Annotated in this window: 15 protein-coding genes; 10 read left to right on the forward strand and 5 right to left on the reverse strand. The window is 71.4% G+C overall.

The features are described from left to right. Positions 1 to 93: 93 nt before the first annotated feature. Entirely contained in the window at positions 94 to 786 is a 693-nt protein-coding gene (locus NIE79_RS20555) for a Crp/Fnr family transcriptional regulator (protein WP_091407574.1), read from the reverse strand. Between the two features lie 269 nt (positions 787 to 1,055). Here NIE79_RS20555 and NIE79_RS20560 point away from each other — a divergent pair, with 269 nt between their 5' ends. From NIE79_RS20560 to NIE79_RS20580, 5 genes are all read left to right on the forward strand, one after another. Further along, positions 1,056 to 1,553: a polyadenylate-specific 3'-exoribonuclease AS gene (locus tag NIE79_RS20560; RefSeq protein ID WP_238680272.1), complete on the forward strand. Its 498-nt coding sequence runs from the start codon at positions 1,056 to 1,058 to the stop codon at positions 1,551 to 1,553. A 78-nt stretch (positions 1,554 to 1,631) separates the two neighbouring features. Next, on the forward strand, positions 1,632 to 2,135 hold the full coding sequence (locus NIE79_RS20565; protein WP_238680103.1) for a pyridoxamine 5'-phosphate oxidase family protein: 504 nt from the start codon (positions 1,632 to 1,634) through the stop codon (positions 2,133 to 2,135). A 162-nt stretch (positions 2,136 to 2,297) separates the two neighbouring features. Then, positions 2,298 to 3,326 carry a 6-phosphofructokinase gene (locus NIE79_RS20570; RefSeq protein WP_124821156.1) on the forward strand — a complete coding sequence of 343 codons (1,029 nt, stop codon included), beginning with the start codon at positions 2,298 to 2,300 and terminating at the stop codon, positions 3,324 to 3,326. 72 nt (positions 3,327 to 3,398) lie between these two features. Further along, on the forward strand, positions 3,399 to 4,217 hold the full coding sequence (proC, locus tag NIE79_RS20575) for a pyrroline-5-carboxylate reductase (protein WP_203121894.1): 819 nt from the start codon (positions 3,399 to 3,401) through the stop codon (positions 4,215 to 4,217). Positions 4,218 to 4,263: 46 nt separating this feature from the next. Next, a complete protein-coding gene (locus NIE79_RS20580; protein ID WP_238680104.1) occupies positions 4,264 to 4,614 on the forward strand; it encodes a DUF2203 domain-containing protein in 351 nt (116 codons plus the stop codon). A gap of 134 nt (positions 4,615 to 4,748) precedes the next feature. Here the strand turns inward: NIE79_RS20580 and NIE79_RS20585 are convergent, their stop codons facing one another. Continuing rightward, the gene (locus tag NIE79_RS20585) at positions 4,749 to 5,426 is read right to left on the reverse strand and encodes a class F sortase (protein ID WP_238680105.1); all 678 of its coding nucleotides are present in this window, start codon (positions 5,424 to 5,426) and stop codon (positions 4,749 to 4,751) included. Continuing rightward, positions 5,423 to 6,292, reverse strand: a complete 870-nt coding sequence (locus tag NIE79_RS20590) for a DUF4397 domain-containing protein (protein ID WP_238680106.1) — start codon at positions 6,290 to 6,292, stop codon at positions 5,423 to 5,425. The genes NIE79_RS20585 and NIE79_RS20590 overlap by 4 nt, the downstream gene beginning before the upstream one ends. 170 nt (positions 6,293 to 6,462) lie before the next feature. On the opposite strand from NIE79_RS20590, the gene NIE79_RS20595 reads away from it, so the two are divergent. Then, on the forward strand, positions 6,463 to 7,074 hold the full coding sequence (locus NIE79_RS20595) for a hypothetical protein (protein WP_238680107.1): 612 nt from the start codon (positions 6,463 to 6,465) through the stop codon (positions 7,072 to 7,074). On the opposite strand, the gene NIE79_RS20600 is transcribed toward NIE79_RS20595, so the two are convergent. Together NIE79_RS20600 and NIE79_RS20605 are read right to left on the reverse strand one after the other, a co-directional pair. After that, positions 7,054 to 7,728 (reverse strand): NADPH-dependent F420 reductase, encoded by a 675-nt coding sequence (locus NIE79_RS20600; protein WP_238680108.1) that lies wholly within the window; start codon positions 7,726 to 7,728, stop codon positions 7,054 to 7,056. The two genes, NIE79_RS20595 and NIE79_RS20600, sit on opposite strands and share 21 nt — an antisense overlap. A 351-nt stretch (positions 7,729 to 8,079) precedes the next feature. Further along, the gene (locus NIE79_RS20605; RefSeq protein WP_238680109.1) at positions 8,080 to 8,571 is read right to left on the reverse strand and encodes a glutathione peroxidase; all 492 of its coding nucleotides are present in this window, start codon (positions 8,569 to 8,571) and stop codon (positions 8,080 to 8,082) included. Between the two features lie 167 nt (positions 8,572 to 8,738). Here NIE79_RS20605 and NIE79_RS20610 point away from each other — a divergent pair, with 167 nt between their 5' ends. The 4 genes from NIE79_RS20610 (at position 8,739) to NIE79_RS20625 (ending at position 13,619) form a co-directional block, all read left to right on the forward strand. Further along, positions 8,739 to 10,364, forward strand: a complete 1,626-nt coding sequence (locus tag NIE79_RS20610) for a glycosyl hydrolase family 18 protein (RefSeq protein WP_238680110.1) — start codon at positions 8,739 to 8,741, stop codon at positions 10,362 to 10,364. A 181-nt stretch (positions 10,365 to 10,545) separates the two neighbouring features. Then, entirely contained in the window at positions 10,546 to 11,052 is a 507-nt protein-coding gene (locus tag NIE79_RS20615) for a nuclear transport factor 2 family protein (RefSeq protein WP_238680111.1), read from the forward strand. 87 nt (positions 11,053 to 11,139) lie between these two features. After that, positions 11,140 to 12,546, forward strand: a complete 1,407-nt coding sequence (locus NIE79_RS20620; RefSeq protein ID WP_112725193.1) for a class II 3-deoxy-7-phosphoheptulonate synthase — start codon at positions 11,140 to 11,142, stop codon at positions 12,544 to 12,546. A 38-nt stretch (positions 12,547 to 12,584) separates the two neighbouring features. After that, on the forward strand, positions 12,585 to 13,619 hold the full coding sequence (locus NIE79_RS20625; RefSeq protein ID WP_238680112.1) for a threonine aldolase family protein: 1,035 nt from the start codon (positions 12,585 to 12,587) through the stop codon (positions 13,617 to 13,619). Positions 13,620 to 13,680 lie beyond the last annotated feature (61 nt).

Genomic DNA, 13,680 nt, shown 5'->3' on the forward strand with positions numbered 1-13,680 from the left:
CAGCCGTGCGTACGGATGGGGAAGTGGGCAGCGAGGGAAGGCGCGCGTCCAGATCGGATACCCGACCGACGACGAACCGGGCGGGCCGGTCGGTCAGCGGTCGGCCATGCCGGCGCGGCGGCGCAGCGCGGCCACGTCGGTCACCACGATCCGGCGGCCCTCGGTACGCAGCCAGCCTCGGCTGGCGAACGAACCGATCGCCTGGTTGACGCTCTGCCGGGAACCACCGGCCATCTCGGCCAGTTGGCTCTGGTTGAGCTCGATCGTGATCATCGGAGCCTGGCTCTCGCCGGCCAACCGGACCAGCGTCTTCGCCACCCGACCGGGCAGGTCGAGGAAGACGTGGTCGGCGTTCTGCTCGGTGAGCCGGCGGATCAGCCCTCCCAGTGAGCGCATCACCGCGTCCAGGATGCGTGGGTTGGAGTGCACCAACTCCATGAACGCGCCCCGCGAGAGCGCGAGCGCCGCGCAGTCCTCGATGGCCTCGGCCGATGCGGACCGGGTGGACGCGTCGAGCAGGGAAACCTCACCGAGCACGTCCGGTGGACGGATAACCGACAGCACGGCCCGCTCGCCGGTGGGTGCGGTGCGAAAGACCGCCACCGCGCCGCGGCGCAGCACGATCAGCGACTCACCTGGGTCGTTCTCCACGAAGAGCAGTTGGCCCTTGCGGTAGGTCCGCGGAACGGCGGCGGCGATGACACGCTGCCGCACCTCGGGCTCCAGCCCGGCGAACATCTCGACACCCGTGAGCGCGTCACCCGGCTCCGGCAGGCGAACCTCCACGGCCCAACCCCTCCCCCGGTCATGGACCACAACTCGCTCACCGGGCGAACCTGATGGGCCCCGACAAGGTGAACTGACACCGATTCGGCGTCCGGTAGCGGTACACATCAGATCATGACGGTCCGGTCGCTTGCTGTACACCCCTCGAAGCACTTCCGTGACCGTCACGAGCTGCGACGTGCCGTTCACGAGGTGTCGCCGTGCCTCGGTCGACCTCGGGGCGGCCCCCGCCTGGCGCGGACGTGCGGCGGTGGGCGAGGATGCCCGGAATGGTCTACCGCTACTTCTACGACTGCGAGTTCATCGAGGACGGCACGACCGTCGACCTCGTCTCGATCGGTGTCGTCGACGAGTACGGCCGCGAGTTCTACGCGGTCTCCACCGAGTTCGACGACTCCCGCGCCGTGCCCTGGGTCCGACGCAACGTGCTGGACAAGCTGCCCTCCCCGGCGGACCGGGCCTGGCGCTCGCGTGAGCGCATCCGCGACGACCTGTTCGACTTCCTGGTCGAGCCGATCCGAGACCGGCCGGGGGAGCAGCTGGAGCTGTGGGCCTGGTTCGCCGCGTACGACCACGTGGTGCTCGCCCAGCTCTGGGGTGCGATGCCGGCGCTGCCCCGGGAAATTCCCCGCTACACCAAGGAGCTGCGGCAGCTCTGGGACGACCGGGGTCGGCCGCCCCTGCCGGACGCGGACGCGGCCCGGCACGACGCACTGGTCGATGCCCGACACAATCTGGCCCGCTGGCGGGCGATGACCGCCCGCTGAATGGTGGCCGCGCCGCCCTAGGTTTGACCGGTTCTGTCCCGGGCAACGGTTCGACCAGCCGAGCCGAGGGAGATTGCCATGAGCGACCAGCCGAGCAGCGCCGCGGAGGCACGCGCCCGGGTCACCGGCCTGGCCCGGGCCGCGCGGATCTGCATGCTCACCACTACTGCTCTGGACGGGCGGCAGGTGAGTCGACCGATGGGGCTCCAGGAGGCCGAGTTCGACGGCGAGTTGTGGTTCTTCGCCTACGCCGACTCGCCCAAGGTCCGCCAGATCCGGGTGAACCCGGAGGTCAACGTCGCCTTCTCCGACCAGAAGCACAACGCGTGGGTGTCGATCTCCGGCACCGCCACCGAGGGGTTCGACCGGCCCCGGGCCGAGCGGCTGTGGAACCCGCTGCTCAAGGCGTGGTTTCCCGACGGGCTGGACACCTCCGGCCTCACGTTGATCAAGGTGCACGCCAGCTCCGCCGAGTACTGGGACTCGCCGAACAGCACAGTGGTAAACCTGCTCGACTACGCGAAGGCCGCGGTCACCGGCCAGCCACCGAAGGCCGGCGAGAACCACGAGGTGACCTATTGACCGGTGGCTGGTGCCCGGGGCGCGCTGTCGTCGTACTGGCGGGCCGACTACAGTTCGCAGTGACGGCCCGCCCCGGGCCGGCAACGGCGCCGATGGTCTGACCTGACACATACCCTGGGGCATATCGGGCTTTACCTGATGCTCCAGGAGGATGAGCGGATCATGCGTATCGGCGTGCTCACCGGCGGCGGCGACTGCCCCGGTCTCAACGCGGTCATCCGGGCGGTGGTCCGCAAGGGCGTCGCCACTTACGGTCACGAGTTCGTGGGCTTCCGGGACGGCTGGAAGGGCCCGCTGGAGGGTCTGTCCCGCCCCCTGGGTATCGCCGACGTTCGCGGCATCCTGCCCCGCGGCGGCACCATCCTCGGCTCGTCCCGGACCAACCCGTTCAAGATCGAGAACGGCGTCGAGCGGATCAAGGACAACCTCGCCGCCCAGGGCGTGGACGCGCTGATCGCGATCGGCGGCGAGGACACCCTCGGCGTGGCCACCAAGCTCTACGAGCTGGGCGTGCACGTCGTCGGCGTGCCGAAGACGATCGACAACGACCTCGGCGCCACCGACTACACCTTCGGCTTCGACACCGCTGTCAACATCGCGATGGAGGCCATCGACCGGCTGCACACCACCGCGGAGAGCCACCACCGCACCCTGGTCGTCGAGGTGATGGGCCGGCACGCCGGCTGGATCGCCCTGCACGCCGGCCTGGCCGGCGGCGCCAACGTGATCCTGCTGCCCGAGCGCCAGTTCGACGTCGAGCAGGTGGCCGGCTACGTCGAGAAGCGCTTCCAGCACCAGTACGCCCCGATCGTCGTGGTCGCCGAGGGCGCCCAGCCGCTCGACGGCCAGATGGTCCTCGCCAACCAGGAGCTCGACTCGTTCGGCCACGTCCGCCTCGGCGGCATCGGCCAGTGGCTCGCCGAGCAGCTGGAGGCCAAGACCGGCAAGGAGGCCCGCACCGTGGTGCTGGGCCACATCCAGCGCGGTGGCACCCCGACCGCCTTCGACCGGGTGCTCGCCACCCGCCTCGGCCTGCAGGCCATCGACGCCGTCAACGACGGCGACTGGGGCAAGATGGTCGCGATGCAGAGCACCGACATCGTCCGGGTGCCCCTCGCCGAGGCCACCCGCGAGCTGAAGACGGTGCCGCTGGAGCGGTACGCCGAGGCCGAGGTCTTCTTCGGCAGCTGATCGATCGTCGGCGGCGCGGCGGGCCCACGGGTCCGCCGCGCCGCGACCCAATGCGAGGGGGTACGGGCCGACATGTCAGCCGGAGTGCACACGGTCGCGGTGATCGGCGCGGGCAAGATCGGTGAGCTGATGCTCTCCGGGCTGCTGCGCTCGGGATGGCCGGTGGACCGGCTGTTGGCCACCGCCCGCCGGCCCGCTCGCGCCGAGGAGCTGACCGCCCGGTACGGCGTACGGGTGGTCGACAACCTGACAGCTGTGGACGAGGCGGCGGTGCTCGCGGTCTCGGTGAAGCCGCAGGACGCCGCCGCGCTCCTCGACGAGATCGGCCCCAAGGTGCCGGCCGACAAGCTCGTCATCTCGCTCTGCGCCGGTCTGCCCACCAGCTTCTTCAGCCGCCGGTTACCCGACGGCACCCCTGTGGTGCGGGTCATGACCAACACCCCGGCGCTGGTCGACGAGGCGATGACAGCGATCTCCGCCGGCGCGCACGCCACCGGGGCGCACCTGACGTTGGCCGAGGAGATGTTCAAGCCGCTCGGCCAGACGATCCGCGTGCCCGAGTCGCAGCAGGACGCTGTCACCGCGCTCTCCGGCTCCGGCCCGGCCTACTTCTACCTGCTGGTCGAGGCCATGATCGACGCGGGGATCCTGCTCGGGCTGCCCCGCCAGGTGGCGCACGAGCTGATCGTGCAGACCGCGATCGGGTCGGCAGTGATGCTGCGCGACTCCGGCGAGCACCCGGTCAAGCTGCGCGAGGCGGTCACCTCGCCGGCCGGTACCACCATCTCCGCGATTCGTGAGCTGGAGAAGCACGGCGTACGCGCGGCGCTGCTCGCCGCGCTGGAGGCCGCCCGGGATCGGGCCCGCGAACTGGCGGCACAGGCCGACTGAGCGGTCGGGGCGCGTCGCGGGGCCGTGCGTGCCGCATACTGGCCCGGTGTTCACACTTGCCCAGGCCCGGCACCTGGTGGCCACCCTGCAACCGCGCGTCGACGAGTTGATCCGGGTCCGGGCCGACCTGGCCGAGTTGCGCGCGGACCTGGCCGACCACGGCATGAGCGCGCTCGGCGGGCTGGCCGAGGTCAAGGCGCTGGAGGCGCGGCTGCACGCCGTCGTCGACGAGCTGCACCAGCACGACATCCAGGTCAAGGGCATCGCCCCGGTGCTGCTCGACTTCCCCGGCGAGCGGGCCGGCCGCGCCGTGCTCTGGTGCTGGCTGGAGGGCGACTCCGACGTGCGCTGGTACCACCGCGCCGAGTGCGGCTTCGCCGGCCGCCGCCCCCTCTGACCCCCTCGCGCCTCGCGCCTCCGCGCCCTCCAGCTCCCATCCGCTTGATCCACTCGGGTTCATGGAAATCGCGGTATTGGAGCGCGGCGGACGCCCCGACTTCCGGGAACCCGAGTGGATCAAGGGCGTACGACTCAGCCTGCCGCGGACGTCGGCAGGACCGGGTCGGGGGCCTCGGTCACCGCGAACACCACCACGTTGTCGACGTAGTGACCCCGCCGCCGGTCGAAGTCGCCCCCGCAGGTGACCAGGCGCAGCTCCGCCCCGGGCGTCGGACCGTAGACCACTGCCGTCGGAAACTGGTCCTTGCGGGTACGCAGCGACCCGGTCACCCGGAACGACAACCGCTGCCCGCCGCGCCACACCTCCACGAGGTCGCCGGGCCGTAGCTCGCCGAGCCGGGCGAAGACCGCCGGGCCGCGTCGTGAGTCCAGGTGCCCGGCGAGTACGGCCGGACCGGTGTCGCCCGGGGCCGGGCCGCCGCCGTACCAGCCGGCGGCGTGGAAGTCGGTCGGCGGAATCAGCGCGCCGGCGCGGTCCAGACCCAGCACGGTGAGCGGTGAGTCGACGTCGATGCGCGGTACGCGTACCCGCGTGGGTGGACCGTGTGGCGTGGGCGCGGCGGCCACCGACGGGCAGTCGTCGCCGCAGCCGGGGTGCCAGCTCGCCACCGGCGGCGGCGAGCCGGTGGTGGCCAGCCCGACCCCGGTGCCAACGGCCAGGCAGACCGCCGCGCCGGCCGCGACCAGCGCGGCCAGCGGGATCCGGCGGTCACGGTGCCGCCGGATCGACGGGTCCGGCTCGGCGCTCACCAGGTGGTGCGCCGCCGCCGACGCCAGAGCAGCAGGGCCACCGCGCCGGCCGCCGCGGCCAGACCGCCGGCCACCACTGGGTACGCGTCGAACCCGGCCCCGGCGGTGCCACCGGCGCCGGTGTCCACCCCGCCGGCCGGGACGACGGTGCCGCCCTCGGCGTCGCGGCGCAGCTCGGCGGTGAGCCCGCCCTGTTTCGCGTCGAGCACCAGCAGCGAGTAGACCGCGCCGCCGGTGAGCCGCACCTCGGCGTCGGTGCTCGGCCCGCCGGCACCCGTCAGCTTCAGCCGCCAACTGCCCGGCTCGACCTGCTGGTAGTCGGTAGTGGTGGCGAACTGCACCCCGTCGGCGATCATCGGGCCGTCGGCGGCGGCCACGTCGAGCACCGGGGTCCGCACCGACGCCTGCACGACCCGCACCTTCGCGCGGCCGTCGGTGGGGGCGCTGAGATCGTCGTTGAGCACCCGCAGGCCGAGGTCGGCGTGCCGGCCGACACCGGCCACAGTGAAGGCGTCGCCGCTGGTCACCGCGACCTCGGTGGTCAGCACCGGGGGGTCGGTGGCGGGGGCACCGGCCTCGCGCATCGCCACCGCGTAGCGGCCCGGCGCGAGTTCGAGGTAGTCGGATACCACGCCGTAACCGACCCCGGGAAAGACCTGCGGCTTCGCCGCGCCCGGCGCGGCCAGGTAGACGTCCACCGCCGGGGTGTCCGGGGAGAGGTGCGCGAGCCGGACGTATCCGACGGTGTCCGCGCCGGTCGCGGCGTTGGCCGGAATCGGAATGGCGGCGGTGGCGAGGGCGGTGCCGAGCAGGAGCGCGCCGGAGCCGGCCAGCAGCCGGCGGGGCACGGTACGGAGCGTGTGCATGTCGCCTCCGGGGGCACGTTCGGTGAGCGGGCGGCAACCCAGAGAACAGGGTCCCGTGAACAGGACTGTGGCGCAAGTTGCCACAGCGATGTTTTTGTCGGCTGTCGCTACCGATTCGACGCAGGGGGACGAGCTGTTTGGGTTCGCCCACGAGTGGCTACTGGACAGCAATGGTGACGGAGGTCGATGCGGGGGAGATTCGGTTCCGGCGGTCCCGCAGGCGGGTGCTGGGCCGGGTGGCCTGCGCAGCGCTGGTGGTCCTGCCGGCCTTCGCCTTGCTCGGCGTCGCGTTCGGCAATGCCTGGTACAACCCGCTTCCGCACGGGCCGATACTTCTGCTGGCGGCGATCCGCTTCCCGATACACCTACGGCGTCAGGGCGGGCTGCCGCTCCGGCTGACCCGCGACTTCCTCGAACTGACAGTGCCTGGCGGTGGGACGGTACAGGTCGACTGGCCCGACCTGACCCGAGCCGAGGTGCGGGGCGGGTTCAGCCCGACCCTGGTCGTCGACATCGCCGATCGGGCCCGCTCCCGGCCGGTGCTGGACCGCTGGGAATGGGGCCGGGTGGGCCTGTGGAGCAGGGCCCGCGGGCGGAGCCCGCAGGAGATCCACGTGTCGCTTGTCGCCACCACGCCGAACGTCCACCGACTACGGGCCGAACTGGCGCACCGGATGTCCCGCGTCGCCGACGACCCGTCGCCCCGCCGCCCTCCGCACGACCACCCGCTAGGCGATCGTGGGGAGGGTGGCGGGCCTAGCTCAGCGGGTGGCGGCGGCTAGGGCGGCGCGTAGCTTCGCGGCGTCGCCCGGGGCCGGGTGCTCCCAGTCGGTCGGGCTGGCGGAGTAGAGCGTGCCGTACGCCGGGGTGTCCGGCTGGTAGCGCCACCCCTCGGCCAACTGGCCGGCGTCCACCGCGTCGTAGCCGATCCGGTCCAGGAAGGCGGTCACCTCAGCCTTCGCGGCGGCGTCGTCACCGGCGATCGCGAGGGCGCTGCGGTCGGCCGCGCCGGACGGCCGGGGGAGCGCGGCCAGGCCCTTGAAGTAGATGTTGTTGAAGACCTTGACCACCCGCGAGTCCGGCAGGTGCCGCTGGAGCAGCTCGCTGCTGGTGGTCTCGCCGGAGTCCAGCTCCGGGAAGGTGCCGTCGCGCTGCGGGTAGTAGTTGTTGGTGTCGATGACGACCTTGCCGGCCAGCGGTTCCACGGGCACCGCGCGGTACGCCTTCAGCGGCACACTGACCACCACCAGGTCGCCGACCTGCGCCGCGTCCTGCGTCGTGCCGGCGCTGGCGTGCGCGCCCAGGGTCTCGACCAGGTCGGTGAGGGTCTCCGGGCCCCGCGAGTTGCTCAGCACCACGTCGTAGCCGGCGTCGACGGCCAGCCGGGCCACGGTGCCGCCGATGTTGCCACTGCCGATCAGTCCCACAGTTGTCATGCTCGTTCCCAACTCCGTCCACCCACGACGCATTCCCGACCAGACTGGTGGGTTATTTCGATTGCTCGCTGCCGGCAGCTGCGCAGGCTGCTCGCGGCGGGCGCCTGGACGCGCGCGAGCCGCCCTGCACAACGTACTGCTCACGCCGGTCACCGACCGGCTCTCCGGGGACCTGCCACTCTCCGGTGACGAGCGGTTCGGGCGGGTGGTCGCGGTGGACCGCCGGTCCTCCTGCGGCGCCGGCCCGGCAAGATCGCGCTTGATCCGGGATGTAGTGGCATCCGAGAGTTGGCAGGCCACTACATCCATGTTCGAGCGTGATCAAGGCGGTGCGGTGCGGCGCCCGGGGCGTCAGGAGGTGGGGAGGGCCTTCTCGACTGCTACGCGCAGGTCGTCGGAGTCGGGCTCGACAGTGGGGGCGAAGCGGGCGGCGACCGAGCCGTCCGGGGCCACCAGGAACTTCTCGAAGTTCCAGCGCACGTCTCCGGTGTGCCCGTCGGCGTCGGGGGTGCCCACGAGCGCGGCGTAGAGCGGGTGCCGGTCGGGGCCGTTGACGTCGACCTTCTCGGTCAGCGGGAAGGTGACGCCGTAGTTGACCTGGCAGAAGTCGCTGATCTCGGCGGCGCTGCCCGGCTCCTGCCCGGCGAACTGGTTGCACGGCACCCCGAGCACCACCAGGCCTCGGTCGGCGTAGGAGTCGGCGAGCGTCTGGAGGCCGGCGTACTGCGGGGTGAGGCCACAGCGCGAGGCCACGTTGACGACCAGCAGCGCCTTGCCGCGGTAGCGGGCCAGGTCGGCGGGGCCGCCGTTGAGGGCGTCGATCGGGATGTCGAAGACGGTCATGGGCCGAGGCTACGCGCCGGCCGGGCTTCCATCCGGGGTGGGCGCAGCGTGAGCACTCCGTGCACCAGAAGAAATCGAAACATGCGCATCTTGACGAACTGATGACGCCGTGAGTACCGTCTCACCATCTCTTTTGGAAAGTTTCCTAACAGTTCGGGAGACGCCTCATGAAAAGATCGCTCCGCCGGGCCCTCTGGGCCGGTGCCGTGGTCGCCGTGACCGTCGCAGCGGTGCCGGTGACCACCGCGTTCGGCGCCGGCACCGTCACCACCACCTTCACCAAGGCGCAGGACTGGGGGACCGGTCACGAGACGAGGGTGACCGTCACCAACGGTTCCAGCGCCACTGTCACCACCTGGCGCATCGAGTTCGACCTGCCGTCGGGCACCACCATCAGCAGCGCGTGGGACGCCGACGTCACCAGCAGCGGCAACCACTACGTCGCGGTCAAGAAGAGCTGGGCCGGCGGCATCGCCCCCGGCGCCTCGTTCAGCTGGGGCTACAACGGCAGTGGCGCCTACAAGGCACCGCTGAACTGCACCATCAACGGCGCCGCGTGCGGCGGCGGAACGACCCCGCCGACCACCACTCCGCCGACCACCACCCCACCGACGACGACGCCGCCCACCACCCCTCCGCCCACCACGCCACCGCCGACCACCAACCCGCCGAACCCGGGTGGGAAGAAGATCGTCGGCTACTTCGCCGAGTGGGGCGTCTACGGGCGCAACTACCACGTCAAGAACATCCAGACCAGCGGCTCGGCCGCCAAGCTGACCCACATCCTGTACGCCTTCGGCAACACCACCGGCGGTCGTTGCGCCATCGGTGACAGCTACGCCGACTACGAGAAGGCCTACACCGCTGCGGAGAGCGTGGACGGCGTCGCCGACACGTGGGACCAGCCGCTGCGCGGCAGCTTCAACCAGCTGCGCAAGCTCAAGCAGCTGAACCCGCACCTCAAGGTGATCTGGTCGTTCGGTGGCTGGACCTGGTCCGGCGGCTTCACGCAGGCCGCGCAGAACCCGGCCGCGTTCGCCGAGAGCTGCTACAACCTGGTCGAGGACCCGCGCTGGGCGGACGTCTTCGACGGCATCGACGTCGACTGGGAGTACCCCAACGCCTGCGGTCTGAGCTGTGACACCAGCGGCCCGAACGCGTTCAAGAACGTGATCAGCGCGCTGCGGTCGAAGTTCGGGTCCAGCGCCCTGGTCACCGCCGCCATCACCGCGGACGGCAGCAACGGCGGCAAGATCGACGCCACCGACTACGCCGGTGCGATCGGCAACCTCAACTGGTTGATGCCGATGACCTACGACTACTTCGGCGCCTTCGCCGCCCAGGGTCCGACGGCACCGCACTCACCGCTGACCTCGTACACCGGCATCCCGCAGCAGGGCTTCAACTCCGACGCGGCGATCCAGAAGCTCAAGAGCAAGGGCGTCCCGGCCAACAAGCTGCTGCTCGGCATCGGCTTCTACGGTCGGGGCTGGACCGGTGTCACCCAGGCCGCTCCGGGTGGCAGCGCCACCGGCGCGGCGCCGGGCACCTACGAGGCCGGCATCGAGGACTACAAGGTCCTCAAGAACACCTGCCCGGCCACCGGCACGATCGCCGGTACCGCGTACGCCAAGTGCGGCAGCAACTGGTGGAGCTACGACACCCCGTCGACCATCAACGGCAAGATGACGTACGCGAACAACCAGGGCCTCGGTGGCGCGTTCTTCTGGGAGCTCTCCGGTGACACGAGCAACGGCGAGCTCATCGGCGCCATCAAGGGCGGTCTCGGCTGAGCCGAGGGCCGACGCACCACCCACACGGCGGGAAGGGGCCCGCACCGTCCCTTCCCGCCCGTGACACAGCGGCCCGGTCGACGCCCAGCGTCGGCCGGGCCGCCGCCGTTGGGCTCGGTCAGTTGGATGTGGCAGACTCGCGGCTCGGCACGTCTCGATCTCACCGCCGACGGAGGTGATCATGCGCCCGACCCACCGCAGGCTGGCGGCGACCGCCGCCGGGCTGGTGCTGCTGCCGGTTGCCCTGGTCGGCTGCGGAATCGGCGACAAGGACGAGGAGAAGTCCGCCCCCAAGCCGGCCCGAGCCCCCGCCGAGGAGGCCGCCACCCGCTCCCGTGAGCGCGTGCAGGCGTACCTCGACGCGATGGCGGCCAAGGACGTCGCCGCCGGCCGCAGCCAGCTCTGCGCGCTGCTGCACGACGGCTTCGACCTGGGTGCCACCGGCCCCAACGGCGACTTCGCCGACCACTTCCAGGTGCCGGAGGCGGCCATCACCGACGTCCGGTCCGGTCCGCTCGGGCAGGAGGTCCGCGTCTCGGTCTCGGTCACTGTCGGCAAGCGGACCGTCATCCGACCGCTGGTCTTCACCGTCACCCGGGACGGCGGCGACTGGTGCATCGCCGCCGAAGCGCCGGGCGCGCCGGTCGCCCCGACGCCGACCGGCGTCGCCCCCACCCGCGCGTCCTGACCAGCGCCCGGCAGATTGATCTCCCATCTGCCGGAACCGTCCCCCTCGCCGCCCGGCCACCCCGACCGTCGCCGTACGCTTTCTGTCATGCGCCATGAGTGGCATCAGCTGAGCCATCCCGCGGTGGGCAGCCCGGGCCTACAGACCAGCCGACCGACCGTCGACTCCGCCGAGGACGCCGCACTCGGTCTGGACCGTTGGCGGGAGCTGCCCCGCGAGCAGGTCCCGCCGTGGTCCGACCCGGCTGCCGTGGCAGCGGTCTGCAAGGTCCTCGACACCGTGCCGTCGGTCGTCGCGCCCTACGAGGTGGACCAGCTCCGGCAGAAGCTCGCCCTGGTCTGCGAGGGCAAGGCGTTCCTGTTGCAGGGCGGTGACTGCGCCGAGACGTTCGTGGACAACACCGAGAGCCACCTCTTGGCCAACGCCCGCACCCTGCTCCAGATGGCGATCGTGCTCACCTACGGCGCGTCGCTGCCGGTGGTCAAGGTCGCCCGGGTCGCCGGGCAGTACACGAAGCCCCGCTCGCTGCCGACCGACGCCCGCGGCCTGCCCGCGTACCGCGGCGACATGATCAACTCGCTGGAGGCCGACCCGGCCGCCCGGGTCGCCGACCCGCAGCGCATGATCCGCGCGTACGCCAACTCGGCGGCGGCGATGAACATGCTCCGGGCGTACCTCGCCGGCGGACTCGCCGACCTGCACGCCGTGCACGACTGGAACAAGGGCTTCGTGAAGAACTCCCCGGCGGGGGAGCGGTACGAGGCGATCGCCCGGGAGATCGACCGGGCGCTGGCCTTCATCCGGGCCTGCGGCATGACCGACGACGAGGCGCTGCGCACCGTCACGCTCTACTGCTCCCACGAGGCCCTCGCCCTGGAGTACGACCGGGCGCTCACCCGGGTCTCCGACCGTCGGGCGTACGGGCTCTCCGGGCACTTCCTCTGGATCGGCGAGCGCACCCGGCAGATCAGCGGGGCGCACATCGACTTCATCTCCCGGATCGCCAACCCGATCGGGGTCAAGCTCGGCCCGACCACCTCCCCGGACGAGGCGATCGAGTTGTGCGAGAAGCTCAACCCGGACAACATCCCCGGCCGGCTCACCCTGATCAGCCGGATGGGCAACCACCGGGTACGCGACGCGCTGCCGCCGATCGTCGCCAAGGTCACCGCCGCCGGCGCCAAGGTGGTCTGGCAGTGCGACCCGATGCACGGCAACACGCACGAGTCGTCAAACGGCTACAAGACCCGGCACTTCGACCGCATCGTCGACGAGGTGCTCGGCTACTTCGAGGTGCACCGGGGGCTGGACACCCACCCCGGTGGTCTGCACGTCGAGTTGACCGGCGAGGACGTCACCGAGTGCCTCGGCGGCGCCCAGGGGATCGAGGACCTCGACCTGCCCGACCGGTACGAGACCGCCTGCGACCCGCGACTGAACACTCAGCAGTCGCTGGAGTTGGCGTTCCTCGTAGCGGAGATGCTGCGTGGCTGAGCTTGCGAGCCCCGCAGTCGCCAGCCGAGAGGATGACAGTGCCTGATCTGTTCGTGGACCTGCGGTCCGACACGGTGACCCGACCCACCGCCGGGATGCGGGAGGCGATGGCCACCGCCGAGGTCGGCGACGACGTCTACGGCGAGGACCCGAGCGTCAACGCGCTGGAGGCCGAGGTCGCCGCGTTGTTCGGGCACGAGGCGGCACTGTTCGCCCCGAGTGGGTCGATGGCGAACCAGATCGCCCTGCAACTGCTGGTGTCGCCCGGCGACGAGCTGCTCTGCGACGCCGACGCGCACGTGGTCACGTACGAGATCGGTGCCGCGGCCGCGTACGGCGGGATCTCCTCGCGGACCTGGCCCGCGGTGGGCGCGGACATCGACCCGGAGGTGGTGGCCGGGATGATCCGGCCGGACGGCTACTTCGCCGTCCCCACCCGCGCGATCGCCGTCGAGCAGACCCACAACCGCGGCGGTGGCGGGGTGATTCCGCTGGCGACCCTGCGGGATCTACGCGGGGTCGCCGACGAGGCGGGTATCGCGCTGCACTGTGACGGTGCCCGGATCTGGCACGCGCACGTCGCCGACCGGGTGCCGCTGATCGAGTACGGCCGGCTCTTCGACACGCTGTCGGTGTGCCTCTCCAAGGGTCTCGGCGCGCCGGTCGGTTCGCTGGTGGTGGGCAGCGCGGAGAAGATCGAACGTGCCCGGCTGATCCGCAAGCGGATGGGCGGTGGCATGCGCCAGGCCGGCATTCTCGCCGCCGCCGGTCGGTACGCGCTCGCGCAGCACATCGACCGGCTGGCCGACGACCACGCGAAGGCGGCCCGACTCGCCGAGGCGGTCGCACCGTTCGGTGTGCTGGCCACCACGGTCCGTACGAATCTGGTCGCGCTGGATCTCACCAAGCACACCCTGGACGCGCGGGCCCTGGCCGCCGCGGCGCGGGCCGAGGGTGTACTGATCTCGGTGCTCGGTCCCCGTACCGCCCGCCTGGTCACCCACCTGGGCGTCAGCGACGCGGACATCGACCGCGCTCTGACAGCCCTACCGAGAATCCTCGCCGCCCCCTAAAACCCCCACCCCCACCCCCCGTTCGCCGCGGTGATCAAGAGGTTCGCGTCAGATCCCGGTC

Source organism: Micromonospora trifolii, from assembly GCF_022229005.1.
GTDB classification, from domain to species: Bacteria; Actinomycetota; Actinomycetes; order Mycobacteriales; family Micromonosporaceae; genus Micromonospora; species Micromonospora trifolii.